Annotated in this window: 19 protein-coding genes, 1 rRNA gene and 1 pseudogene; 6 read left to right on the top strand and 15 right to left on the bottom strand. The window is 73.4% G+C overall.

Going from position 1 to position 23,075, the window contains the following annotated elements; all coding sequences use genetic code 11:
- Nucleotides 1-118 precede the first annotated feature (118 nt).
- The 3 genes from ACFXPL_RS33705 to ACFXPL_RS33695 form a co-directional block, all read right to left on the bottom strand.
- Nucleotides 119-2,200 carry a tetratricopeptide repeat protein gene (locus tag ACFXPL_RS33705; protein ID WP_384926852.1) on the bottom strand — a complete coding sequence of 694 codons (2,082 nt, stop codon included), beginning with the start codon at nt 2,198-2,200 and terminating at the stop codon, nt 119-121.
- A 1,405-nt stretch (nt 2,201-3,605) separates the two neighbouring features.
- Nucleotides 3,606-4,232 (bottom strand): NUDIX domain-containing protein, encoded by a 627-nt coding sequence (locus ACFXPL_RS33700; protein ID WP_384926828.1) that lies wholly within the window; start codon nt 4,230-4,232, stop codon nt 3,606-3,608.
- 102 nt (nt 4,233-4,334) lie between these two features.
- Nucleotides 4,335-6,029, bottom strand: coding sequence for a CTP synthase (locus tag ACFXPL_RS33695; RefSeq protein WP_384926826.1), 1,695 nt, complete (start codon nt 6,027-6,029; stop codon nt 4,335-4,337).
- A gap of 432 nt (nt 6,030-6,461) precedes the next feature.
- Here ACFXPL_RS33695 and ACFXPL_RS33690 point away from each other — a divergent pair, with 432 nt between their 5' ends.
- On the top strand, nt 6,462-8,270 hold the full coding sequence (locus tag ACFXPL_RS33690; RefSeq protein WP_384926850.1) for a glycoside hydrolase family 15 protein: 1,809 nt from the start codon (nt 6,462-6,464) through the stop codon (nt 8,268-8,270).
- 90 nt (nt 8,271-8,360) lie between these two features.
- Nucleotides 8,361-8,666 (top strand): helix-turn-helix domain-containing protein, encoded by a 306-nt coding sequence (locus tag ACFXPL_RS33685; RefSeq protein WP_384926824.1) that lies wholly within the window; start codon nt 8,361-8,363, stop codon nt 8,664-8,666.
- 39 nt (nt 8,667-8,705) lie between these two features.
- On the opposite strand, the gene ACFXPL_RS33680 is transcribed toward ACFXPL_RS33685, so the two are convergent.
- From ACFXPL_RS33680 to ACFXPL_RS33655, 6 genes are all read right to left on the bottom strand, one after another.
- A complete protein-coding gene (locus ACFXPL_RS33680) occupies nt 8,706-9,797 on the bottom strand; it encodes a glycosyltransferase family 4 protein (protein WP_384926822.1) in 1,092 nt (363 codons plus the stop codon).
- A 132-nt stretch (nt 9,798-9,929) separates the two neighbouring features.
- The gene (locus ACFXPL_RS33675) at nt 9,930-10,736 is read right to left on the bottom strand and encodes a hypothetical protein (protein ID WP_384926848.1); all 807 of its coding nucleotides are present in this window, start codon (nt 10,734-10,736) and stop codon (nt 9,930-9,932) included.
- Nucleotides 10,737-10,836: 100 nt separating this feature from the next.
- Nucleotides 10,837-12,579, bottom strand: coding sequence for a DNA repair protein RecN (gene recN / locus ACFXPL_RS33670; protein ID WP_384926846.1), 1,743 nt, complete (start codon nt 12,577-12,579; stop codon nt 10,837-10,839).
- 130 nt (nt 12,580-12,709) lie between these two features.
- Nucleotides 12,710-13,648 (bottom strand): NAD kinase, encoded by a 939-nt coding sequence (locus tag ACFXPL_RS33665; protein WP_384926844.1) that lies wholly within the window; start codon nt 13,646-13,648, stop codon nt 12,710-12,712.
- 23 nt (nt 13,649-13,671) lie between these two features.
- On the bottom strand, nt 13,672-14,487 hold the full coding sequence (locus ACFXPL_RS33660) for a TlyA family RNA methyltransferase (protein WP_384926820.1): 816 nt from the start codon (nt 14,485-14,487) through the stop codon (nt 13,672-13,674).
- 34 nt (nt 14,488-14,521) lie between these two features.
- Nucleotides 14,522-14,830: a hypothetical protein gene (locus tag ACFXPL_RS33655; RefSeq protein WP_384926818.1), complete on the bottom strand. Its 309-nt coding sequence runs from the start codon at nt 14,828-14,830 to the stop codon at nt 14,522-14,524.
- A 43-nt stretch (nt 14,831-14,873) separates the two neighbouring features.
- On the opposite strand from ACFXPL_RS33655, the gene ACFXPL_RS33650 reads away from it, so the two are divergent.
- On the top strand, nt 14,874-15,221 hold the full coding sequence (locus tag ACFXPL_RS33650; RefSeq protein WP_384926816.1) for a sterol-binding protein: 348 nt from the start codon (nt 14,874-14,876) through the stop codon (nt 15,219-15,221).
- Here the strand turns inward: ACFXPL_RS33650 and ACFXPL_RS33645 are convergent.
- Both ACFXPL_RS33645 and ACFXPL_RS33640 read right to left on the bottom strand, forming a co-directional pair.
- Entirely contained in the window at nt 15,210-16,145 is a 936-nt protein-coding gene (locus ACFXPL_RS33645) for an ABC transporter ATP-binding protein (RefSeq protein ID WP_384926814.1), read from the bottom strand. The two genes, ACFXPL_RS33650 and ACFXPL_RS33645, sit on opposite strands and share 12 nt — an antisense overlap.
- A gap of 98 nt (nt 16,146-16,243) precedes the next feature.
- On the bottom strand, nt 16,244-16,405 hold the full coding sequence (locus ACFXPL_RS33640; RefSeq protein WP_384926812.1) for a hypothetical protein: 162 nt from the start codon (nt 16,403-16,405) through the stop codon (nt 16,244-16,246).
- 53 nt (nt 16,406-16,458) lie between these two features.
- On the opposite strand from ACFXPL_RS33640, the gene ACFXPL_RS33635 reads away from it, so the two are divergent.
- Together ACFXPL_RS33635 and ACFXPL_RS33630 are read left to right on the top strand one after the other, a co-directional pair.
- Nucleotides 16,459-16,701 (top strand): hypothetical protein, encoded by a 243-nt coding sequence (locus ACFXPL_RS33635; protein WP_384926810.1) that lies wholly within the window; start codon nt 16,459-16,461, stop codon nt 16,699-16,701.
- Nucleotides 16,698-17,600 carry a siderophore-interacting protein gene (locus tag ACFXPL_RS33630; protein ID WP_384926808.1) on the top strand — a complete coding sequence of 301 codons (903 nt, stop codon included), beginning with the start codon at nt 16,698-16,700 and terminating at the stop codon, nt 17,598-17,600. The genes ACFXPL_RS33635 and ACFXPL_RS33630 overlap by 4 nt, the downstream gene beginning before the upstream one ends.
- 517 nt (nt 17,601-18,117) lie before the next feature.
- Here the strand turns inward: ACFXPL_RS33630 and ACFXPL_RS33625 are convergent.
- Nucleotides 18,118-19,146, bottom strand: a complete 1,029-nt coding sequence (locus ACFXPL_RS33625) for an HAD-IIA family hydrolase (RefSeq protein WP_384926806.1) — start codon at nt 19,144-19,146, stop codon at nt 18,118-18,120.
- An 83-nt stretch (nt 19,147-19,229) separates the two neighbouring features.
- Between ACFXPL_RS33625 and ACFXPL_RS33620 the strand changes: the two genes are divergently transcribed.
- Entirely contained in the window at nt 19,230-20,534 is a 1,305-nt protein-coding gene (locus tag ACFXPL_RS33620) for a DUF1015 family protein (protein WP_384926804.1), read from the top strand.
- 72 nt (nt 20,535-20,606) lie between these two features.
- Here ACFXPL_RS33620 and ACFXPL_RS33615 read toward each other — a convergent pair whose 3' ends face one another.
- The 3 genes and pseudogenes from ACFXPL_RS33615 to rrf all read right to left on the bottom strand — a co-directional run.
- Nucleotides 20,607-21,392 (bottom strand): hypothetical protein, encoded by a 786-nt coding sequence (locus ACFXPL_RS33615; RefSeq protein WP_384926842.1) that lies wholly within the window; start codon nt 21,390-21,392, stop codon nt 20,607-20,609.
- Between the two features lie 171 nt (nt 21,393-21,563).
- A pseudogene (locus tag ACFXPL_RS33610) lies at nt 21,564-22,562 on the bottom strand (hypothetical protein); the annotation flags it as partial.
- A gap of 421 nt (nt 22,563-22,983) precedes the next feature.
- Nucleotides 22,984-23,075, bottom strand: a 5S ribosomal RNA gene (gene rrf / locus ACFXPL_RS33605); the annotation flags it as partial.

Raw genomic sequence — 23,075 nt, 5'->3', positions numbered from 1 at the left:
GATTCCGGGCGCAATCCCGTACATACCCGGGCGCACACGGCACACCGGAAGGCACCGCTGACGTACGCGGCTAAGCCAGTCTAATGAAGGATTTCCTGCTGTCTAGCCTTACAAAGCATTAGTCCTCGACCGAAGCGCTGCGGATTTCGTAGGCGTTTCCCTCCGTTTCCAGGAGAAGGCGATCCGCTGCGGCGCGGTGCAGCCGGGCGGCCGCCGGATCTCCGAGCCGGTCCAGGGTGTCCGCGACCCGGAGCTGGAGCGCGGCCTGGAGCCGCACGTCCCCCGCGAGCCGGGCCCACTCGACCGCCTCCTGGCAGGTACGGAGCGACTCCTGGGGCCGGCCCGCGTACTCCTGGACCCGGGCCGCCTCGCTGAGCGCCCGCGCCTGTCCGGGCAGATCGCCCAGCCTGCGGTGGATCGCGGCGGCGGCGCGCCAGTTGCGCAGCGCCTCGCCGTAGCGGCCCGCGTACGTGTGGACGGTGCCGAGGCGGCCGTAGAGCCGCGCCTCGTCGGCGCGCTCGCCCCGGCTCAGCCGCTGGGAGAGGGCCCGTCCGTACCAGTCGGCGGCCCGCTGCCAGTCCCGCAGGTCCTGGTGGGCGCCGCCCAGGGACTCCAGCGCGCGGCCGGTCGCGTACAGATCGTTCGCGGCCCGTCCGGCGTCGAGCGCGGCACGGTAGCGGGCGAGCGCGTCGTGCGTACGGCCGGTCCTGGCGTCCAGATCGCCGATGTTCAGCAGGGCAGCGGCCTGCTCGCGGTACAGCTCGTGGCGCTCCGCGATGTCGAGGACGAGCTGGTGGAGCCCGTACAGCTCGGGTGCGGCGGCCTCCGTGCCCCGGTGCGCGGCCAGCGCGCGGACCAGCGCCGCGACCAGCCGGCGGGCCAGGGTGTCCAGCTCGCCGTCCGCGACCGCGAGGCGCGCGGACGCCAGCAGGGCGGGCTGCCGGGAGTACAGCCACTCGGCCGCGGTGGCGGCGTTCGGGAAGCGCAGCGCGCGGGGCAGCCCGGCGAGCCGCGTGCGGGCCGGGGACCCCTCGGGGTCGGTGACGGCACGGCAGGACTGGAGCAGCCGTACGGTCCGCTCCAGCATCCGCGCCCGGGCGAGCTGCACCTCGGCGGGTCGGTCCTCGGCGAGCAGCGGGCGCAGCAGCGGGACGAGGCAGCCCGGGACGACGTACTGGTCGACGGCCGCCCGCCCGGGAGCGGGCCGGTACGGCGCGGCGGCCTGCCGGGCGGCCCGGTCGTCGGCGGTACGCAGCAGCCCCCGCTCGGCGAAGTCGTCCAGCAGGACGGCGGCGTCCGCCATGGAGCAGCCGGCCAGCGCCGAGGCGGTGTGCACGTCGGTGATCCCGGCGGGCGCGAGGGCGAGCAGCCGCAGCATCCGGGCGGCGGGCTGCGGCAGGCTCTCGTACACGAGCCGGAAGGCGCGGGCGAGCGGCCGGGCCCCGACGGGGCGTTCGGAGTCGTGCGGCAGGGCGCGCAGCCGCTTGGACACATCGGCGACCGACGCCATGGGGCGCGCCGCGAGCCAGCCGCCGGCCAGCACGAGCGCGGCGGGCTGGCCACCGCACTCCTCGGTCAGGGACTCGGCGGCCTGCGGGTCCACCGTGATCCGTACGGCGCCGGTGAACCGCGTGAGCAGTTCGATGGCGGCCTTGGTGTCCATCCCGCCGAGGGTGCACGGGCGTACGTCGGGGATCCCGGTGAGCGGACCCTGCGAGACGGCGACGACCAGGCAGTCCGGATTGTCCGGTACGAGCGGGTCGACCTGCCCGGCGTCGACGGCGTCGTCGAGGAGCAGCAGCACCCGGCGGGAGCCCAGCGCCTCGCGCACCATCTCGGACAGCTCGTCCTCCCCCGCGCCGGGCGGCGTGGCCACGCCGAAGGCGCCGAGGATCTCGCGGGCGGTCCGCTCGGTGGGCACGGGCTCGCCGTCGGAACCGGTGAGGCGGGTCCGTACGATCCCGTCGGGATACCCGTCCCGCAACTGCCGGGCCAGCTCACGCGCGAGCGAGGTCCGCCCGGACCCTGGCCGCCCGGCGATCAGCAGCACCCGCGCGCGGGGGGCCTTCCGGCCGGAGATCGTATTGAGTCCGGCACGCTCGATGTCCCCGTGCAGGGACTTGAGTTCCCGCAACCGCCCGAGGAACTCCCCCCCGACGAAGGCGTGTTCCCCTTCCTGGATCCCTTCGAGGCCACGCACGGGCCCGAGTTCGGGGCCGGGGCCGTGCGGGGGAGCGGAGGCGGAAGCGGCCGCGGACGGCTCGGGGGACGCGACGGCGTCGGGTGCGGGAACGGGTGGGGATTCGGACGCGGGCTCGGGCAGCCGCTCGGGCGGGACCACGGCTTCCGCTTCGGCCAGGGGCTCGGGCTCGGGCTCGGTCACCGTTCCCGGTTCGGCCGAGGGCTCTCGCTCGACCACGGCTTCTTCCGCCACCGGCTCAGGCTCGCGCCCGGCCGGAGAGCCGGGCGCGGCCACGGCTTCCGCTTCGGCCGCAGGCTCGGGCTCGGGCTCGGGCTCGGACTCAGGCGCGGCCCCGGAGCGGGGCGCGACCACCGTTCCCGCATCGGCCAGAGGCTCGGCCACGGCCACGGCTTCCACTTCGGCCAAGGGCTCGGACTCGGCCACGGACTCGGACTCGGACTCGGACTCGGGCTCGGGCTCGGGCTCGGACTCGGCCACGGACTCGGGCTCGGGCTCGGCCACGGCATCCGCATCTGCCACAGGCTCGGCCACGGCTTCCGCTTCGCCCGCAGGCTCAGGCTCGCGCTCGGCCCCAAGGCCGGACTCGGCCACGGCATCCGCTCCGGCCAGGGGCTCGGGCGCGGCCCCGGGCGCGGGCTCGGGTTGAACCACACGTTCAGGCGCGGCCATGGCTTCCGCTCCCGCCGGGGGCTCGCGCTCGGCCTCGGGCTCCGTCCGGCCCGCGGGCGGCACGGCCGGTTCAGGCTCCCCGGTCTCCGGCCCGGCTCCGGGGTGCTCGCGCGCCGGCTCGGCGGGGACGGCCGGCGGTGCGGGGGCCGGGGGTTTCCTCTCCGGGGCCGGGCCGGCCCCGGGCCGCTCGGGCTCCGGTTCCCGCTTCCGCTCCGGCTCCGGTTCCGGCTCCACCGGGGCCGCGCCGGGCGGTTCAGCGCGGTCCGGCTGCGGGGCCGCGGCCTTCCGCCGGGCGCGGGCGGGCCGGGCGGCCGGGCGTGGCTCGGCGGGGCCACTCTCCGTACCGCTCGCGACATCGGTCACATCCTCGGGACCCTCCGGGACGCTCACCCGGGCCGTACCTTTCCTCTTCGCGGGCGATGTGGCCCGGCCGCGGCGCTTGGCCGACGGTGCGTCGGATTCGGTGGGCCCGGCGGCGGCCGGCCCCGGCTCCCGGGGCTTCTTGGCTCGCGCACGGCCGGGGCCACTCACGTCCACCGCCTGATCCGTCACGGGCCACGCTCCGTCCGCCTGCGCACGATCCGAGCCCGGCGGGTCTCCGCACGGACGGTTCGAGCGTAGTTCACTCTCTGCGACGGAACAGGGGGAGCGCGGCCGGTGAATCCCCCAATCGGATCAGCGTTTTTTCAGATCAGAAGACAAATTGGGGGGGGCCGGAATCAGGCTTCAGGGATCAGGCCTCGAACGGCCGTGCCGGCCACGGCGCCTCCGCCGGTCGCAGCGCCTCCACGCCGTCCCCCGCGAGCGCCGCGGTGAGCGAGAGGACGCCCACCGCGAGGCAGTTGTTGTGCAGCTCGCCGCCGAGTACGCCCCGTACCAGCTCCGCGAGATCCACCCGGGCCAGCTCCATGTCCGCCTCCTCCTCGGAGACCTGGAAGCGCTCGCCCTCCGCCTCCGACAGCTCCCGGGCGAGGAAGATCCGTACCGCTTCGTCGCAGCCGCCCGGCGTCGTGTAGACGTCCGTCAGCACCCGCCAGTCCTCGGCCTTGACGTGCGCTTCCTCGTACAGCTCGCGCTGCGCCGCGTGCAGCGGGTTCTCCCCCGGTACGTCGAGCAGCCCGGCCGGGATCTCCCAGAGCTTCTCGCGTACGGGGTGGCGGTACTGGCGCAGGACCAGGACCCGGCCCTCGTCGTCCAGGGCGAGGATCGCGACGGATCCGGGGTGGACCTGGTAGTCGCGCTTCACGACCGTGCCGTCGGGCATGACCACATCATCCGTGCGGACACTGGTCTTGTTGCCGCGGAACGGCGTCGTGGTCGCGGTGACCCGCCATTCCTCAGGGGTGTCCTTGATGGTCATGGCAGCGTCCTCCCACGGTGGTACACAAGCGGAAACCGAGGCACAGGCCCGCAAAAACCCCGGCCCGTACCCCGGCTCCCACCGTATCGCCTGTGACGTGCCTTACGACCGCGCGGCCACCGGCTCGCCCGCCTCCCGACGCGGTCCTTCACGGCGCTCGACCGCGGCCTTCACCAGCCCCGCGAACAGCGGGTGCGGACGCGTCGGACGGGACCGCAGCTCCGGGTGGGCCTGGGTGGCGACCAGGTAGGGGTGCGTGGTGCGCGGGTACTCGACGTACTCGACGAGCTTGTTGTCGGGGGACGTGCCCGAGAAGACCAGACCGGCCTTCTTCTCCAGCTCCGCGCGGTAGGAGTTGTTCACCTCGTAGCGGTGACGGTGGCGCTCCTCCACGTACGGCTGGTCCTCGTACACCTCGCGGACGATCGAGCCCTCGGCGAGCTTCGCCGGGTAGAGACCGAGCCGCATCGTGCCGCCCAGGTCACCGGCGCCCTCGACGTACGCGAGCTGCTCCTCCATCGTGGAGATCACCGGGTGCGCGGTGCCGGAGTCGAACTCCGTGGAGTTGGCCTCGGGGATCCCCGCGAGGTTGCGCGCCGCGTCGATGACGATGCACTGGAGGCCGAGGCAGATGCCGAGCAGCGGCACCTTGTGCTCACGGGCGTACTGGATCGCGCCGACCTTGCCGGTCACGCCGCGCTCCCCGAACCCGCCCGGGATCAGGATGCCGTCGACGTCACCGAGCTGCTTCGCGGCGCCCGCCGGGGTCGTGCAGTCGTCCGACGTGACCCACTTCACGGTGACCCGCGCCTTGTTGGCGAAGCCGCCCGCGCGGATGGCCTCCGTCACGGAGAGGTACGCGTCCGGCAGGTCGATGTACTTGCCGACCATGGCGATGGTGACCTCGTGGTCGGGGTTGTGGACACGGTCCAGCAGATCGTCCCAGACCGTCCAGTCCACGTCGCGGAACGGCAGGTCCAGCTTGCGTACGACGTAGGCGTCCAGGCCCTCGGTGTGCAGCACCTTGGGGATGTCGTAGATCGACTTGGCGTCGACGCAGGCCACCACGGCCGCCTCGTCCACGTCGCACATCAGGGAGATCTTGCGCTTGATGGAGAGCGGCACGTCGCGGTCGGCACGGAGCACGATCGCGTCGGGCTGGATGCCGATGTTCCGCAGGGCGGCGACCGAGTGCTGGGTCGGCTTGGTCTTCAGCTCGCCGGACGGGCCGATGTACGGGAGGAGCGAGATGTGCACGACGAAGACGTTGTCGCGGCCCACCTCGTGGCGCACCTGGCGGACGGTCTCCAGGAACGGCAGCGACTCGATGTCGCCGACCGTGCCGCCGACCTCCGTGATGACGACGTCGACGTCACCGGCCGCCATCCGCCGGATGCGGTGCTTGATCTCGTTGGTGATGTGCGGGATCACCTGGACCGTGTCGCCCAGGTACTCGCCGCGCCGCTCCTTGGCGATGACCTGCGAGTAGACCTGGCCGGTGGTGACGTTGGCCGAGCCATCGAGGTCCACGTCGAGGAAGCGCTCGTAGTGGCCGATGTCCAGGTCGGTCTCGGCGCCGTCGTTCGTGACGAACACCTCACCGTGCTGGAAGGGGTTCATCGTGCCGGGGTCGACGTTCAGGTACGGGTCGAGCTTCTGCATCGTGACCCGCAGACCGCGCGCCTTCAGCAACGCGCCCAGGCTGGAGGCGGTCAGGCCCTTGCCGAGGGAGGAAGCGACACCCCCGGTGACGAAGATGTGCTTGGTCGTCGAGGATGTCGAGGATCGTGTCGGCATGGCCAAGAGGGGGCTCCCGTGGTCGCGGTTCGATGTGCGTGCCGGTGTCCCAGGCCGAGAGGCGAAGGGACTGCCGTCGCTGCGGTTTCGGGGTCTCTGTGCTGTGCAGGGAGTCCACCGGTCCACGGGCTACCAGGGTAACAGCGACGACGGGAGGCCGCTTCCGGCCACGCGCCCCCGTGCACCGCCTCCCCTTTCCCCCTCGTCACACTTTTTCCCCCTCGTCCCGTCGGCCCCACTCGTTCGGCGGACCGCTCTTCTTCCGAGCGTGACGCGGAACCCCGACGTGCGTCGTATCCTGCTCAAACATTCGCTGCCGAGTGCGGCCGGCAAACGGCACCACCCCCGCCCGATTTCCCGGAAAACCAGCTCGTCAACGACCCTTGACCGCAGTAAGCGCCCCGCGGGGCGGACGTGGCCGTTCGACTGGAGATGCACGTGGCCGGGCGCATCGAGGATTACGCACTCATCGGAGACATGCAGACCGCTGCCCTGGTCTGCCGGGACGGCACAGTCGACTGGCTGTGCCTGCCCCGCTTCGATTCGCATGCCGTTTTCGCGGCTCTGCTGGGAACCGACGAGCACGGTTTCTGGCGACTGGGGCCCGCGTATCCCGCGGGCTCCGTACCGCCGCGGGCCACACGGCGCCGCTACCGCGGGGACTCCCTGATTCTGGAGTCCGAGTGGGACACGCCGCGCGGGACCGTGAGAGTGACCGATTTCATGCCGCCGCGTGACGGCGCGCCGCAGCTCATCCGGATCGTCGAGGGCGTCAGCGGCCGCGTGCCGATGCGCTCCGCGCTACGGATGCGGTTCAGCTACGGACGCGTCGTACCGTGGGTCCACAAGGTGGACAACCGTACGGTCGCCGTCGCCGGACCCGACTCGGTCTGGCTGGACACCGAGGCGGAGACGCACGGCAAGGACCTGACGACGTACTCCGACTTCACGGTGGCACCCGGGGACCGGATCGCGTTCACGATCAGCTGGCAGCCCTCGCACCGTCAGCCGCCCGCGCTGCCGGACCCGGAGGGCTCCCTGGAGGCGACCTCCGAGTTCTGGCGCGAGTGGGTCGAGCACTGCACGTACCACGGCCCCTACCGGGAAGCCGTGATCCGTTCGCTGATCACGCTCAAGGCCCTGACGTACGCGCCGACGGGCGGCATCGTGGCCGCGCCGACGACCTCGCTCCCCGAGGAGATCGGCGGCAGCCGCAACTGGGACTACCGCTACACGTGGCTGCGCGACGCCGCGATCACGCTCTCGTCCCTGCTGCGCACCGGCTACCGCGAGGAGGCCCGCGCCTGGCGTGAGTGGCTGCTGCGCGCCGTGGCCGGCGATCCGGAGAACCTCCAGATCATGTACGGCATCGCGGGCGAGCGTGAGCTGGGCGAGGCCGAGCTGGACTGGCTGCCGGGCTACGAGCGTTCGGGCCCGGTCCGGGTCGGCAACGGGGCCGCGCACCAGCTCCAGCTCGACGTGTACGGCGAGGTCACCGAGGCGCTGCACCTCGCCCACATGACGGGCCTGGCGCGCAACGACTACGCCTCCGTCCTCCAGCTCAAGCTGATCCGCTACCTGGAGAAGCACTGGGACCAGCCCGACGAGGGCATCTGGGAGGTGCGCGGGCCGCGCCGGCACTTCGTTCACTCGAAGGTGATGGCGTGGGTCGCCGTCGACCGGACGATCAAGCTGATCGAGTCGGGCGACGCGGACGGGCCGCTGGAGCGCTGGCGCGAGCTGCGCGACGACATCCACCACGATGTCTGCGAGAAGGGGTACGACAAGGAGCGGAACACCTTCACGCAGTCGTACGGTTCCAAGGAACTGGACGCGTCGCTGCTGCTCATCCCGCAGATGGGCTTCCTGCCACCGGACGACAAGCGGGTCATCGGCACGATCGAGGCGATCCAGCGCGAGCTGTCCACGGAGGACGGTTTCGTCCTGCGCTACCCGACGTCGGGTGAGGACGCGGGGGTCGACGGCCTGGAGGGCGACGAGGGCGCGTTCCTCGCCTGCTCGTTCTGGCTGGCCGACGACCTGGCGATGATCGGGCGGGTCGACGAGGCGCGCAAGCTCTTCGAGAAGCTGCTGTCGCTGCGGAACGATCTCGGGCTGCTGGCCGAGGAGTGGGACTCCCGGCTCCAGCGCCAGGTCGGCAACTTCCCGCAGGCGTTCAGCCATGTGCCGCTGATCGACACGGCGCTGCGGCTGACGGCGTCGGGCGCGTACGGCGGCTGACGGCTGACGGGCCGGAGGAACACGGGCGGGGCCCGGACGGAGCGGTTCACGCCGCGCTGTCCGGGCCCCGCCCGCTTTTCACGCCCGCACGTGTCCCCCGGGACATCCGCCTCTTCGGGGCATCCGCGTTCCCGGGGCATCCGCGTCTTCGCGCCCTCGCGCGTTCCGCGCCCGTCCGCATCGTCGCGGCCCGCGCTGCTGCCGACGCCGGAGGTCTGTCCGGCGCACGCGGGGCGCAAGGCGGAGGCGGCGCGGGAGCCGCGTCTCAACCGGCAGACGCTCCACAACCGGCTCGGCCGGATCTCGGAGCTGCTGGGCACGGACCTGGAGGACCCGCGGACGGTGCCGGCCCTGCGCCTGGCGCCGCGGGCCCGCCGGCACACGCCCGGGGAGTGAGAGGCTGCCGGGGCGCGTGCTCCGGCCGCCTCAGGCCGGTCAGCGCGGCGGGCGTCCCCGCTCCGTCAGTTCGTCGTACACGCAGAGGACCTGCGCGATCGTCTCGTCCTCCGTCGGCCAGGTGGCCGCCTGTGCCCGGCCCGCCGCGACCAGCCGGGCGCGCCGCACCGGGTCGGCCAGCAGGCCCGTCACCGCGTCCGCCAGGGCCGGCGCGTCGCCGTACGGGACGAGTTCCGCCGCGTCGCCGACCAGTTCGGGGGTCGCGCCCACCGCCGTCGCGACCAGCGGTACGCCGAGCCGCAGCGCCTCCTGTGCGAGGACGGAGCGGGCCTCCCAGCGGCTGGCGAGCACGGCGACGTCCGCGGACGCGAGGAGTTCGCTGATGTCGTCCCTGCGGCCGATGAGCTGTACGGGCAGGTCCTCGTTCTCGATCCGGCGCTGGAGCCTGGCGCGTTCCCGGCCCTCGCCCGCGATGGTGAGCAGCGGGAGGGGGTCGAGGTCGCGCCAGCCGGCGACGGCGTCGAGGAGCGTGTCGTACCCCTGGTCCGGTACGAGGCTGCCCACGGCCATCAGTAACGGCCTTTCGACGGCGCCGAGTTCGGCCCGGGACTTGTTCTCCTCGCCCGCGGCCCGCGGGCGGGGCTCCGGCCATGCGACCGGCGCGAGGCGGGCGTCGCGCGCGCCCCGGGCGCGCGCGCCGTCGACCAGTTCGGAGGTCGCGCCGAGCACCACCGAGGCGGCCCGGACGGCGCGTCGTTCCAGCATCCGCAGCAGACGGCCCCGGGGCCCCTCCGCTTCCGTACGCGTGTGCCAGGTGACGACCAGCGGCACCCGCAGGCCGCCGAGCGCGAGCGCGGTCCTCACGGCAGCGTGCAGCCCGTGCGCGTGCACCACGTCCGCTCCGGCGCACGCCGCCCGGAGCGCCGCCACCGAGGCCGGGTCACCGCGCCGGGCCACGGGAACGTGCAGGGCCCCCGCGCCGCCGAAGTCGTAGGCCCGGTCCAGTGCGACGGGGGCGCACACGGTGACGCGCACGCCCCGGGCGACCAGCCCCGCCGCCAGCGATCGGACGTGCGCGCTGCTGCCCGCGCTGCCACCGCCCAGCACCTGGACCGTACGCAGTTGTGTCACGTGGGCAGGGCTCCTGGATTCGGGTGAGGGGGTGGCGAGGGGGTGCTTCAAGGATGCCAGTCCGTACGCACGTTCCGGCACCGCCGGGGCGCCGTTCGGGGGTCCGGCGCCTCAACTCCGCGCCCGGATCACTCACACGGGTGAAAGCGCGGGCCGGCTTTCCCGGTTCCGCTTTTCGCTCCCCGACCGGCCGGCCCTGTCACCGTACGCCGTCGCGGCGACGACTCCCAGTGCGTGCAAGGCCAGTCCGGCCCGGCCGTTGCCCGCCACGACGGCGGCGCCCAGGGCCGCGCCGAGCGCGTGGGCGCCCGCGTCGCCGAGCATCGTCCGCTCTCCGAGGTCGGCGCCGACGACCGCGGCGGCGGCGCCCACCGGCACGGCGGCCAGGGCGCCCGCCGCACCCCCGCGCAGCAGGCCGGGGGCGCCGAGGGCGATCACCCCGACGCAGGCCCTCCCGGGGCGCACGTCGAGGAGGTTGACGCAGTGCGCACCGCCCGCGATCACCACAGCAGCCAGCAACCGGTCCACCGGACGGTCCTTGAGCAGCGCGCCGGCGGCGAGCGCGGCGGTGCCGATGCCGAGGAGTTTCACGGCGCCGGTGGTCACCTCGCCGTGGCGCAACGCGCCGAGCTGGGCCCGGAAGCCCCGGCGCGGATCGCCCTGGCCGGCCCGGTCGTCGTACGCCCCGCAGGCACCGGCGGCGAGGACGGCCAGGGTGACCGCGCCCCGCGCGGCGACCGGCGCGGCCCCGGCGGCGGCTCCGAGGACGGTGGCGGGACCGGCGTACAACTCGACGGTGCGCCCGGCGTAGTTGCTCCGCCGCCAGCGCGCGGGGTCCCCCGGCGCCCGGGAGCGGAGCACTTCGTACACGGCACGGGTGGTGCCCAGCGCGGTGAGGAACGCGGCGGTCCTGCTCGTCCCGAAGGCCGTACGGATCACTCCGGCCACCCGGCCGCTCCGGGCGCACCGGGCGCACCGGGCGCACCGGGCGCACCGGGCGCACCGGGCGCACCGGGCGCACCGGGCATCATTCCGTACGTCACTCCGAACGCGCCGTCGCCAGCAGTTCCTCGGCGTGGGCGCGGGCCGTCTCCGAGTCCTCCTGGCCCGCGAGCATCCGCGACAGTTCCCGTACCCGGTCCTCGCCCTCCAGGACCGTCACCCCGGAGCGCGTCACCGATCCGTCGACCGTCTTCTCGACCAGGAGCTGCCGGTCCGCGAACGCCGCGACCTGGGGAAGGTGCGTGACCACCACCACCTGCGCCGATCTGGCGAGCTTGGCCAGCCTGCGGCCGACCTCGACCGCCGCCTTGCCGCCGACGCCCGCGTCGACCTCGTCGAAGAGGTAGGTCGGCACGGGGTCGGACCCGGCGAACACCACCTCCACGGCGAGCATCACGCGCGACAGCTCACCGCCCGACGCGCCCCTGGCGATCGGCCGGGGCTGGGCGCCTGGGTGCGGGGCCAGCAGCAGTTCGACCTCGTCGACGCCGTGCGGTCCGTGGACCACGGAGCGCCCGCCGACGTCGACACCCGCGCTCTCGTCCGCCGACTCCGTCTGCCGGATGTCGAACGAGACGCGCGCGTGCGGCATGGCCAGCGAGGCCAGCTCCGCCGTGACGGCCTCCGCGAAGCGCGCCGCCGCCTCCGTGCGGGCGTCGGTGAGCGCCTGGGCGAGGCCGGAGAGTTCGGCGCGCAGCACGTCGCGTTCGGCCGTCAGCTCGCCGATCCGCTCGTCGTCGCCCTCCAGCTCGGTGAGGCGCGCCGCGCTCTCCTCGGACCAGACCAGTACGGCGTCGATGTCGGCGCCGTACTTCCTGGTCAGCGCGGTGAGTCCGGCCCGCCGTTCCTCGACGGCGGCCAGCCGGAGCGGATCGGCGTCCACATTGTCCGCGTATCCGGCGAGTTCGCCCGCGACGTCCGTCAGCAGGATCGCGACCTCGCCCATCCGGTCGGCCAGTGCGGCCAGGACCGGATCATGGGCCCTCACCGCCTCAAGCGCCCGCCCCGCGCCCCCGACGAGCATGGTCGCGTCGATGGCCTCCGGATCCTCGGGGTTGCCCGCGAGCGCCGCGTGGGCGAGGGAGGCGGCGGAGGCGAGCGCTTCCGCGTGGCCCAGCCGCTCGGCCTCGGCGGCGAGTTCGAGGTCCTCGCCGGCCCGGGGTTCGACCGACTCGATCTCGGTCAGCCCGAAGCGCAGCAGATCGGCCTCCTGCGCGCGCTCCCTGGCCCGGGTGGTCAGTTCGTCCAGTTCCGTGGCCACGGCCCGCAGCCTGCGGTACGCGGCGGTGTACGCGGTGTGCGGTACGGAGACGGCGTCCCCCGCGTACCGGTCCAGGGCCTTGCGCTGCCGGGCGGGCCGCAGCAGCCCCTGCTGGTCGGTCTGGCCGTGCACGGCGACCAGATCGTCCGCCAGCTCCGCCAGCACGCCCACGGGCACGGAGCGCCCGCCGAGGTGGGCGCGTGAGCGTCCCTCGGCCGAGACGGTTCTGCTGATGAGCAGCGCGCCCTCGTCCAGCTCCGCGCCAGCCTCCTCGGCGCGCAGCGTCGCGGGCGCGCCGGGGGCAAGCGTGACCCGCCCCTCGACGACCGCCGACTTGGCGCCGATCCGCACCAGGGCGGGGTCGGCGCGCCCACCGAGCAGCAGCCCCAGACTGGTGACGACCATGGTCTTGCCCGCGCCGGTCTCGCCGGTCACCGCCGTGAAGCCGGGCGACAGCTCGACGACCGCGTCGTCGATGACCCCGAGCGACCGTATCCGCATCTCCTCCAACACGGTGATGACCATACGAGGTCTTCGCGCCGGGTGCGCCACGCACCCCACCCCCGAGTTCGCGGGAGGGCCGGTGCCCGGGTGGCGCGCCACTCGCCCCATACGCGGCGAAACCACCCGGAACCGTACACGGGTGGTGTCAGTGCGGCGCCCCGCGCCAGCCCGAGACCGGCAGCGCGAACTTGGCCACCAGCCGGTCGGTGAACGACGCGTGGTGCAGCCGCGCCAGCCGTACCGGGACGGAGCCGCGCCGTACCTCCACCCGCGCGCCCGGGGGCAGCTCGATGGTCCGGCGTCCGTCGCACCACAGCACCCCGTTCGGGGTGTCCTGCTGCACCTCCACCGCGAGCACCGTCGTCGGGGACGTCACCAGCGGTTTCGCGAAGAGCGCGTGGGCGCTGATCGGCACCATCAGCAGCGCCTCGACCTCCGGCCAGACGACCGGGCCGCCGGCCGAGAAGGCGTACGCCGTCGAACCGGTGGGGGTGGCGCAGACGATGCCGTCGCAGCCGAATCCGGTGACCGGTCTGCCGTCGATCTCCAGGACGACTTCGAGCATCCGCTCGGGCGAGACCTTCTGCACGGCCGCCTCGTTGAGCGCCCAGTCCTCGTGGACGACATCGCCGTTGCTGTGGACGACGACATCGATCGTCATCCGCTCCTCGACCTCATACTCACGGGTGACGACCCGGTCGACGACCTTGTCCAGATCGTCCCGTTCCGCCTCGGCGAGGAAGCCGACCCTGCCCAGGTTGACGCCGAGCATCGGCACGCCGGAGGCGCGCGCGAACGCGGCGCCGCGCAGCAGGGTGCCGTCCCCGCCGAGCACGATCAGCAGCTCGCACCCCTCCAGCGCGTCGGGGATGGCCTCGGAGGCCGTCTGGACGGAGTCGGGCAGCGGCAGATCGACCGCCTCGCTGTCCAGCACCCGTACCCCGATACCGCTGCGCACCAGCCCGTTGACGACCAGTTCGGCGCTGCGGACGGCCGCCGTACGGCCGGTGTGGACCAGCAGGAACACGGTCCGGTCGGCGTTCGCCGCGCGTTCCTCGTCCAAGGCTCTCTCCCCGTCCCGCATCTGTTCCTCCGCCGCGTTCTTCGTCACCGGGGCCCCTCCGCCACTGCGCGGTCGACATCCGCCGGGTCCAGCTCGGGCGCTCCGGCACGCAGCCACAGAAAGTACTCGACGTTCCCGGAGGGTCCGGGCAGCGGGCTTGCGGTGACGCCCCGTACGCCGAGGCCGAGTCCACCCGCCCGCCGGGCCACGTTCCGTACGGCCTCGGCGCGCAGCTCGGGGCTGCGGACCACGCCACCGCTGCCGAGACGGTCCTTGCCGACCTCGAACTGCGGCTTGACCATCATCACGAGATCGGCGTCGGGGGCGGCGCAGCCCACCAGGGCCGGCAGCACCACCCCCAGCGGAATGAACGACAGATCCCCCACGATCAGATCCACGGGCTCCCCTTCGATCGCATCAAGCGTCAACTCACGTACGTTCGTACGGTCCTTGACGGTGACGCGTTCATCGCTCCGCAGCGACCAGGCGAGTTGTCCGTATCCGACGTCCACCGCGACGACCCGGGCGGCCCCGGCACGCAGCAGCACATCGGTGAATCCGCCGGTGGAGGCGCCCGCGTCGAGGGCCCGCCGGCCGCGTACCTCCAGGCCGAGCGGTACGAAGGCGGCGAGCGCGCCCGCGAGTTTGTGACCGCCGCGCGAGACGTAGTCGGGGTCGCCGTCGTCCGCCTTGACGACGACGGCGGCGCTGGTCTCCACCTGCGTGGCGGGTTTGGTCGCGGTGGTGCCGCCGACCGTCACCCGGCCGGCGGCGATGAGCTGGCTCGCGTGTTCGCGCGACCGCGCGAGGTTACGGCGTACCAGCTCGGCATCGAGACGGCGGCGTGCCAGTCCAGCCACGTTCGGTTCAGCTCCTGTGGTCGTACGCGAGAGGTCACCGGGGAGGCCCCGGGGGTGCCGGACGTACGTCGAGCGCGCTCAGCGCGTCACGCAGTCCCCCGTGTACATCCTCGTACACCGCGGCATGGCCCCCGGCGGGGAGGTGGTCGGCGTCGGCGAGCCGGGCAAGCGTACGGTCCACCCCGTCGTCGCCGGTCGGGGTGCGGGCCACGCCGAGGGGACGGGGCGCCGCCGGGTCGGGCGCGGAAGGCCCGGGGGCCGCCGGGGACCCCGGGTTCCGCGGGGTGTGCGGGGGCACCGGGTCCGCCGCCTCGGGGGCCGGGTCCGCGGTCACGTCGCTCATACCCGAGACGCTACCGCGAAGAGCTGGGGTACCGTCGGTCGCGATGGCGACGAAGGAGGAGTGCCGCAGCGCACTCGACAAGCTCTCCGACAATCTGGCGCGGACGGACGGGAAGGCCGGCGGCACGGCCGGCTTCGACCGTTCCCTGAGCTGCCACATCACCGATCTGGATGTCACGTTCAGCGGGCGCCTGGTGGACGGCCGGATCGACGTGGCCGACTCCACCCCGGGGCCGCCGCCCGGCAGGGCGCAGATAAGGCTGGCCATGACGGGCGACGACCTGGTGGCGCTGGTCGACGGCGAACTGGACTTCGCCCGCGCGTGGGGCTCCGGCCGGGTCAGGCTGGAGGCGGGCTTCCGCGATCTGCTGCGCCTGAGGTCACTTCTCTAGCACCCCGGCGGCCCGCGGGTCCGCCGCCCGCCCGGGCGCCGCGGCGGGGGCCCGGTCCTCGGGCCCGTCCTCGTCCGGCGCCCGGTCCGCCGCCCGTTCGACGGCCTGCTCGACGGCCTGCTCGGGCGACGGCTCGCGGCGCGCCTGGCGCCCGGCCGGCACCACCAGCGGCGTACCCGTCTCCGGGTCGTCGATGACCTGGCAGCGCAGTCCGAAGACCTCCTCCACCCGCGCGGCCGTCACGACCTCCGCCGGGGAGCCCTCCGCCACGATCCGCCCGTCGCGCATGGCGATGAGGTGCGTGGCGTACCGGGCGGCGTGGTTGAGGTCGTGCAGGACGGCGACGAGCGTACGGCCCTGGGTCTCGTGCAGCTCGGCGCAGAGGTCCAGCACATCGATCTGGTGCTGGATGTCGAGGAAGGTGGTCGGCTCGTCCAGCAGGAGCAGCGGTGTCTGCTGCGCGAGGGCCATCGCTATCCAGACGCGCTGACGCTGGCCGCCGGAGAGTTCGTCGACGTAACGGTCGGCGAGTTCACCGACCCCGGTGGCCTCCATGGACTCGCCGACGATCCGCTCGTCCTCCGGCGACCACTGGCGCAGCAGCCCCTGGTGCGGGTAGCGGCCGCGCGCCACCAGGTCAGCGACGGTGATGCCGTCGGGCGCGATGGACGACTGCGGAAGCAGTCCGAGGGTCTTCGCGACCTTCTTGGCGGGCATCGCGTGGATGACGGAACCGTCGAGCAGGACGCGCCCCTCGGCGGGCTTGAGCATCCGGGAGAGCGCGCGGAGCAAGGTCGACTTGCCGCAGGCGTTCGGGCCGACGATCACCGTGAAGGAGTGGTCGGGTATCTCCACCGACAGATCGCGGGCGATGACCCGCTGGTCGTAGCCGAGGGTCACCGATTCCGCGGTGAGTCGCTGCATGGTCGTACTCCTGGGGTCCGCGGGGTTCGTTGCCGGCACCGGCGCCGGTACCGATGTCGCTGATGCTGCTGCCGTGGTCGCCGCCGATGGCGCGCCGTTCACCTGTCAGCCGTCACCTCACCGACCACGATGCTCGCGACACCGACCGGCGCGAGGACACCGGCGGCGGGAGCCGGCCCCGTGGCGCGCGCGGCGGGACGTCTGCGCGGCGCGGTGGCCGTCGGCTTCGCGCACTGTTCCGGGGGACTGTCGACCAACACGTGGTTAGGTTAGCCTACCCTCGCATCTTGCCTCGATAAGGGACGTCCTCGTCATGAACGGCCCACCGTCGGCCCGCGGCACCGTCCGCCGTGCCGTGCTCGCCGCCAACGGGGGCGGGGACGGGGGCGGTTCCTGGACTTTCCGGGACGACCGGGGCACGAACGTCACGGCCGACGGCGTCCCGAAGCGGATCGCCGCCCGGCTCGACGAAGCACAGCTCAGTGACGCGGGGCGTGCCCCGCTCCTGGAACAACTCGCCGCCGCCGTCGAGAAGTCGAAGAGGCTCCCCGAATGACCAACGCTTCCCCGTCCCTGGCCCCGGCCGCCCCGTCCTCGGCCCCGTCCACTCCCCGGCCCGCCCCCGCTCCCTCCCCGTCGCCCTTCCAGTTCTTCACCGTCGAGGTACTCCGCGCGGAGCGGATCACCCCCGCCATGGCGCGGATCGTCCTCGGCGGCCCCGACCTGGCGCGCATGGCCTCCGCCGGGCGTGACCAGCGCGTCAAACTGTTCCTGCCCCGCCCCGGGCAGAGCGAGCCGGTCATGCCGGACATGAGGGCGGCCGACTGGTACGGCGCGTGGCGCGCGCTCGACCCGGCGGTGCGCGGCATCATGCGCACGTACACGCTGCGGGAACTGCGCCGCGAACCGGACGAGTTGGTCATCGACTTCGCCCTGCACACGGATTCCGGCGACGCCTCGGGCCCCGCCTCGCGCTGGGCCGGGGCCGCCGCGCCGGGCGACCGGATCCGTGTCCTGGCCCCGGTCGAGGAGGAGAACGCCGGGTACGACTTCCGGCCGCCGGACGGCACGGACTGGATCCTGCTGACCGCCGACGAATCCGCGCTCCCCGCCGTCGCCGGCATCCTCGGCACGCTGCCTCCCGCCACCCCCGCCCGGATCTGGATCGAGGTCCACGACCCGGCGGACCGTCAGGAGCTCCCCACACAGGCGGACGCGCACATCACCTGGCTCGTCCGGAACGCCTCCCCCACCACCCCGGACGCCATCCGCGCCGCCGCGCTCCCGGAGGGCACCCCGTACGCCTGGGTCGCCGGGGAGGCGGCCACGGTGAAGGCGGTACGCCGCCACCTCGTCGCGGACCGCGGCTTCGACCGCCGGGCGGTGAAGTTCAGCGGCTACTGGCGCCGGGGCGCCTCGGAGGACAACCTGATGGAGGCGGCCGAGAACGCGTAACCCGGCCCACGCGCACCACCGACCGGGCCCCGCACCCCACGCGCACCATCACCACCCGGGTCCCGGGCCCGTCGCCGACGGGCCCGGACGCCTCTCACCGCATGCCGGGTCCAGTGCCGCGACCGGCGATGTCCCCGACGGGGCAAAGCTTGCCGGGAGGGGCCTAGGGCGTGTTTCGAAAGTAGCGCCGTCCGCCCGTAGGGCGGGCCTGCGGCGTCTGGTGCGTGCGATCGCAAGGCGGAGGATCGGCACCCTCGATGGCCTGGACGTACTCGGACGACTCCGACAACGCAGCGAGCGTGCGTGCCAGGCGTCGCGGGCCAGGCGGGACTTTCGAAACACGCCCTAGTACTGCAACGGTCTTGCAGTACTAGGGCCTCTCGTTGGGATCTGGCCGGGCTCGCGCGCCCCGGTGCCGCGCCTCGCGGCGTTGTCGTCGGTCCACGGCACCAACGGGCCACATCAGCCGCTGACGCGGCGGGCGCTCCCTGACCCAGCCAGATCCAAACGAAACACCCTAAAGCCCCAGCCGGGCCAGCGCCTTGCCCGCGTCCAGCGCGCACGCGCCCTCGCCCGCGTCCGTCCAGGCCACCGCGCACAGCGCGCGCAGCCCGTCCAGCGCCGTACCGTCCCCGTCGAGGACGAGCGCACCCGCGCCCGTGGAGGCCGTCCAGCCGCCGCAGCCGAACCCGCCGTCCCGCTCCGTCACCTCGGGCTGCCCGGTGAGCAGCCCGCGCAGATCGGCGTCCACGTACGTCGGCCGGTGCTCGGGCTCGGCGGCCAGCAGCCGCGCCCCGTCCGTCACCCCGGTCAGCACGAGCAGCGAGTCGACGCCGCCGTTGAACGCCCCCTCGATGTCGGTGTCCAGCCGGTCCCCGACGACCAGCGCCTTCCTGGCCCCGGTCCGCAGGATCGTCTCGCGGTGCATCGGGGGCAGCGGCTTGCCCGCGACCTGCGGCTCGGCGCCCGTACCGATCCGTACGACCTCCACCGCGGCGCCGTTGCCCGGCATGATCCCGCGTGCGCCGGGGATCGTCAGATCGGTGTTGGACGCGAACCACGGCACGCCCCGGTTGATCGCGTAACACGCCTCGGCGAACCGTGCCCACGGCAGATCGGGGCCGCCGTACCCCTGCACCACCGCGGCCGGGTCGTCGTCGGCCGACTCGACCGGCTCCAGGCCACGCTCGCGCAGCGCGATCCGCAGCCCGTCACCGCCGATGACCAGCACCTTCGACCCGGCCGGGAGCTGCTCGGCGATCAGCCGGGAAACCGCCTGCGCCGAGGTGATCACATCGGCGGGCTCCGCGGGCACGCCCAACTCCGTGAGATGGACGGCGACGGTGTCCGGCGGGCGGAGAGCGTTGTTGGTGACGTACGCGAGCCGCATCCCCGCGTCCCGGGCGGTGCCGAGCGACTCGACGGCGTACGCGATGGCCTCCCCGCCGGCGTACACCACACCGTCGAGATCGAGCAGAGCCGTGTCGTACGCCTCGTTCAGCGCGGTCGCACTCCCGCTCGGCCTGGTCCTGCTCTGCTGGCTCATCCTGCTTACGCTCCTCGCTCGGGACTTCTCACCGATCATCGCTCATGCCCACCCCGTCCATACGATGCACATACGATGCTCGGATGAACACAACAGGTCCTGTGGACAAGGGGCTGCGGCTGATTCCGTTCCGCGGGCTCCGGTACGTCCGGGAACGTGTGGGCAGCCTGTCCGCGGTGACCTCGCCACCGTACGACGTCGTCGTCAGGCCCGACGGACTGCACCACCTGGAGTCCGCGGACCCGTACAACATCGTCCGGCTCATCCTGCCGCAGGCCGCCACCCCCGAGGACCGGCACCACCAGGCGGCGGCGACGCTGGAGCGGTGGCTCACGGAGGGCGTGCTCGCCCCGGACCCGGAGCCCGCGCTGTACGTGTACGAACAGCGCAGGGGCGAGGTGCTCCAGCGAGGGGTCATCGGCGCACTCGCTCTCTCCTCCCCCGCCGACGGCATCGTGCTGCCGCACGAGGACGTGATGCCGGACGTGGTGGCGGACCGCGCGGCGCTGCTGCGGACGACCGCCGCCAACCTGGAACCGCTGCTGCTGACGTACCGCGGCGATCCCGACGCGGCAGGCGGTACGGCGGGCGTCGTCGAACGCGCCCTCGGCCGCGCCCCGCTCCTCACCACCACCACGGAGGACGGCTTCGCCCACCGCCTCTGGTCGGTCACGGACTCCGCCGATCTCGCGCACATCGCCGACGACCTCGCCCACCGCCAGGCCCTGATCGCCGACGGCCACCACCGCTGGGCGACCTATCTGCGGCTGCGCGACGAGCACGCGGGGGCGCGGGATCCGGCGGAGCCGTGGGGGTACGGCCTGGTCCTGCTGATCGACACGGCCCGCTACCCCCTCCAGGTCCGCTCCATCCACCGGCTGCTGCGCGGGCTGCCGGTCGACCGGGCGGTCGACGCGCTCACGGACGCGTTCCGTGTCCGTACGGTCGAGGGACCGCTCCCCGAAGCGCTCGGCGCCCTGGCGGACGCGGCGGGCACGGGCAACGCGTTCCTGCTCGCCGGGGACGGCCGCTTCCATCTCGTCGACCGCCCGGACGAGGAACTGCTGTCCCGTACGGTAAGGACCGACCGCCCGGCGGCCTGGCAACGGCTGGACGCGACGGTCCTGCACGCCACGCTGCTGGACCACGTCTGGCGGATCCCGGACGACCCGGAACACATCTCCTACCTCCACGACACCGAGGCGGCCATCGTCCAGGCGGAACGTACCGGCGGTACGGCGGTGCTGCTGCACCCGGTGCGCGAGGACGTCGTACGGGAACTGGCGCGCCAGGGGGTCACGATGCCGCGCAAGTCGACGTCGTTCGGGCCGAAGCCGGCCACGGGGCTGGTCATGCGAAGCGTCACCCTCGACCGAGGACTCAGCTGAGGCGCACCCGGTGGCTCAAACGACAGTGGGCGGTACCCCGACCGGGATACCGCCCACACCTGTCATCTCAGCTCAGCGCTTGTCGTCCTCGTCGAGGTCCACGACATCCTCGTCGAGGAGCGCGTCCGCGTCCGCGTCACCCGCGGGCGGGGCAGCGGCCTCGCTCGCTCCCCGACCGTCGGCGCCGGCATCGGTCACGGCGTCGGCCGTGGTCTCGCCCGCGGCCTCGGTCTCGTCCTCGCCCATGGCGTCGACGAACTCGACCCCGTCCAGCTCGGCGAGCCGGTCCGAGGCGTCGGTCGCCCCGTCCTTGTCCGCCTCGATGGTCTTGCCGAACCACTCGCGCGCCTCGTCCTCGCGCCCGGCCGACAGCAGGGCGTCGGCGTACGCGTACCGCAGCCGCGCGGTCCACGGCTGTACGGAGTGGGACGCCAGTTCGGGGCTCTGCAAGGTGACGATGGCCGCGTCGATCTGCCCCATGTCCCTGCGCGCACCGGCCGCGACGAGCCGCATCTCGACCTGGCCCGCCTTGTCGAGCTTCTGCACCTCGGGCTCGCCGGCCATGGCCATCGCCCGCTCGGGACGGCCGAGACCGCGCTCGCAGTCGGCCATGACGGGCCACAGCTCCACGCTGCCGGTCATCCGCCGCGAGGCCCGGAACTCGGCCAGCGCCTCCGAGTACTTCTGCGTCGCGTACGCGGCGAAGCCGGCGGCCTCGCGTACGGCGGCGACACGGGAGGCGAGCCGCAGTGCGATCCGCGAGTACGCGTACGCCTGCTCGGGATCCTCGTCGATGAGCTGGGCGACCATGACGAGGTTGCGGGCGACGTCCTCGGCGAGCGTCTTGGGCAGGCTCATCAGCTCCTGCCGCACACTCTTGTCGATCTCCTGACCGGTCACGTCGTCCGGGATCGGCAGCCGCTTGATGGGCTCCCGGTCACGGTCACGGTCGTCACGCCGCTCGAACCCGCCACCGCGATTCTCGTCCCGGCCCCGGTATCCGCCCCGGTCGCCACCGCGATCGTCCCGTCGGTCGTCGCGACGGCCGTAGCTACCGCCACCGCCACGGCTGTCGGCGCCACGGTCATCACGGCGCGGCCCGCTGGGCCGGCCGCCACGGTCGTCCCGCTGGAAGGCGGGCCGGTCGTCACGACGGGGACCGCTCGGGCGGTCGTCACGGCGGTCATCACGACGGAAGGCAGGCCGGTCGTCACGGCGCGGGCCGCTCGGGCGGTCATCGCGGCGATCGTCACGGCGGAAGCCACCCGACCGGTCGTCACGACCCGGAGCACTGGACCGGTCGTCACGACGGTCATCGCGGCGATCGTCACGGCGCGGGCCGCTCGGGCGGTCATCGCGGCGATCGTCACGGCGGAAGCCACCGCGGTCGCCACGGTCGTTGTCACGACGCGGACCGGAGGGCCGGTCATCACGGCGCGGGCCACTGGACCGATCGTCACGCCGGAAACCACCGGGCCGGTCGTCGCGACGCGGGCCGGAAGGCCGATCGTCACGCCGGTCGTCACGCTGGAAGGCCGGTCGGTCATCGCGGCGCGGGCCGCTCGGGCGGTCATCACGGCGGTCATCACGGCGGAAGCCACCGGACCGGTCGTCACGACCCGGAGCACTGGACCGGTCGTCACGCCGGTCATCGCGGCGGTCATCGCGGCGCGGACCGCTCGGACGGTCATCGCGGCGATCGTCACGGCGGAAGCCACCGCGGTCGCCACGGTCGTTGTCACGACGCGGACCGGAGGGCCGGTCATCACGGCGATCGTCCCGCTGGAAGGCCGGTCGGTCATCGCGGCGCGGACCGCTCGGGCGGTCGTCACGGCGGTCATCACGACGGAAGGCAGGCCGGTCGTCACGGCGCGGGCCGGTCGGGCGGTCGTCACGACGGAAGCCACCAGCCCGATCGTCACGGCGCGGGCCGCTGGGTCGGTCATCACGGCGATCGTCGCGGCGACCGTAACCACCACCGCCACGGTTGTCACCGCCGGCCGGTCGGCCGCCTCGGTCGTCACGGCGACCGTAACCACCGCCACCACCGGAACCAGAACCTGAACCGGAGCTGGAGCCGAAACGGGAACCCGAGCCGGGACGGCCGCCGCGGTCGTCGTCGCGACGGGGCCCGCTGGGCCGGCCGTCACGCGCGCCACGGAACCCGCCACCACGCTGGTCGTCGCGACGCGGTGCACGATCGCGATCGTCACGGCCGCCACGGAAGCCGCCCCGGTCGCCGCTGTCGCTGCGGCGCGGGTCGCGCTCAGGACGGTCGTCGGAGGAATTGGGGGACATCGGTTGGGCTCCTGTCTTCGGGTACCGCAGCCATTCTCGCGCAGTCGGGGTGCCGACGAGCGCTTCGGACGGTGGCTTCGGGTAATAGAGGGCAAAACAAAAAGGACCCGTAGCCCAGCGTGAACGCTGGACCACGGGTCCTTGAAAGATTGTTCGGCGGCGTCCTACTCTCCCACAGGGTCCCCCCTGCAGTACCATCGGCGCTGTGAGGCTTAGCTTCCGGGTTCGGAATGTAACCGGGCG

It is taken from the genome of Streptomyces sp. NPDC059092 (assembly GCF_042756365.1).
In the GTDB taxonomy this organism is placed as follows: domain Bacteria; phylum Actinomycetota; class Actinomycetes; order Streptomycetales; family Streptomycetaceae; genus Streptomyces.
This window is presented reverse-complemented; position numbering and strand designations above follow the sequence as displayed.

Bases quoted from the DNA above. Each gene is read 5' to 3' on its own strand.
- ACFXPL_RS33700 (WP_384926828.1), bottom strand. From the start codon at position 4,232: ATGACCATCAAGGACACCCCTGAGGAATGGCGGGTCACCGCGACCACG.
- ACFXPL_RS33695 (WP_384926826.1), bottom strand. From the start codon at position 6,029: ATGCCGACACGATCCTCGACATCCTCGACGACCAAGCACATCTTCGTC.
- ACFXPL_RS33690 (WP_384926850.1), top strand. From the start codon at position 6,462: ATGCACGTGGCCGGGCGCATCGAGGATTACGCACTCATCGGAGACATG.
- ACFXPL_RS33665 (WP_384926844.1), bottom strand. From the start codon at position 13,648: ATGCGGGACGGGGAGAGAGCCTTGGACGAGGAACGCGCGGCGAACGCC.
- ACFXPL_RS33655 (WP_384926818.1), bottom strand. From the start codon at position 14,830: ATGAGCGACGTGACCGCGGACCCGGCCCCCGAGGCGGCGGACCCGGTG.
- ACFXPL_RS33650 (WP_384926816.1), top strand. From the start codon at position 14,874: ATGGCGACGAAGGAGGAGTGCCGCAGCGCACTCGACAAGCTCTCCGAC.
- ACFXPL_RS33645 (WP_384926814.1), bottom strand. From the start codon at position 16,145: ATGCAGCGACTCACCGCGGAATCGGTGACCCTCGGCTACGACCAGCGG.
- ACFXPL_RS33635 (WP_384926810.1), top strand. From the start codon at position 16,459: ATGAACGGCCCACCGTCGGCCCGCGGCACCGTCCGCCGTGCCGTGCTC.
- ACFXPL_RS33630 (WP_384926808.1), top strand. From the start codon at position 16,698: ATGACCAACGCTTCCCCGTCCCTGGCCCCGGCCGCCCCGTCCTCGGCC.
- ACFXPL_RS33625 (WP_384926806.1), bottom strand. From the start codon at position 19,146: ATGAGCCAGCAGAGCAGGACCAGGCCGAGCGGGAGTGCGACCGCGCTG.
- ACFXPL_RS33620 (WP_384926804.1), top strand. From the start codon at position 19,230: ATGAACACAACAGGTCCTGTGGACAAGGGGCTGCGGCTGATTCCGTTC.
- ACFXPL_RS33615 (WP_384926842.1), bottom strand. From the start codon at position 21,392: ATGAGCCTGCCCAAGACGCTCGCCGAGGACGTCGCCCGCAACCTCGTC.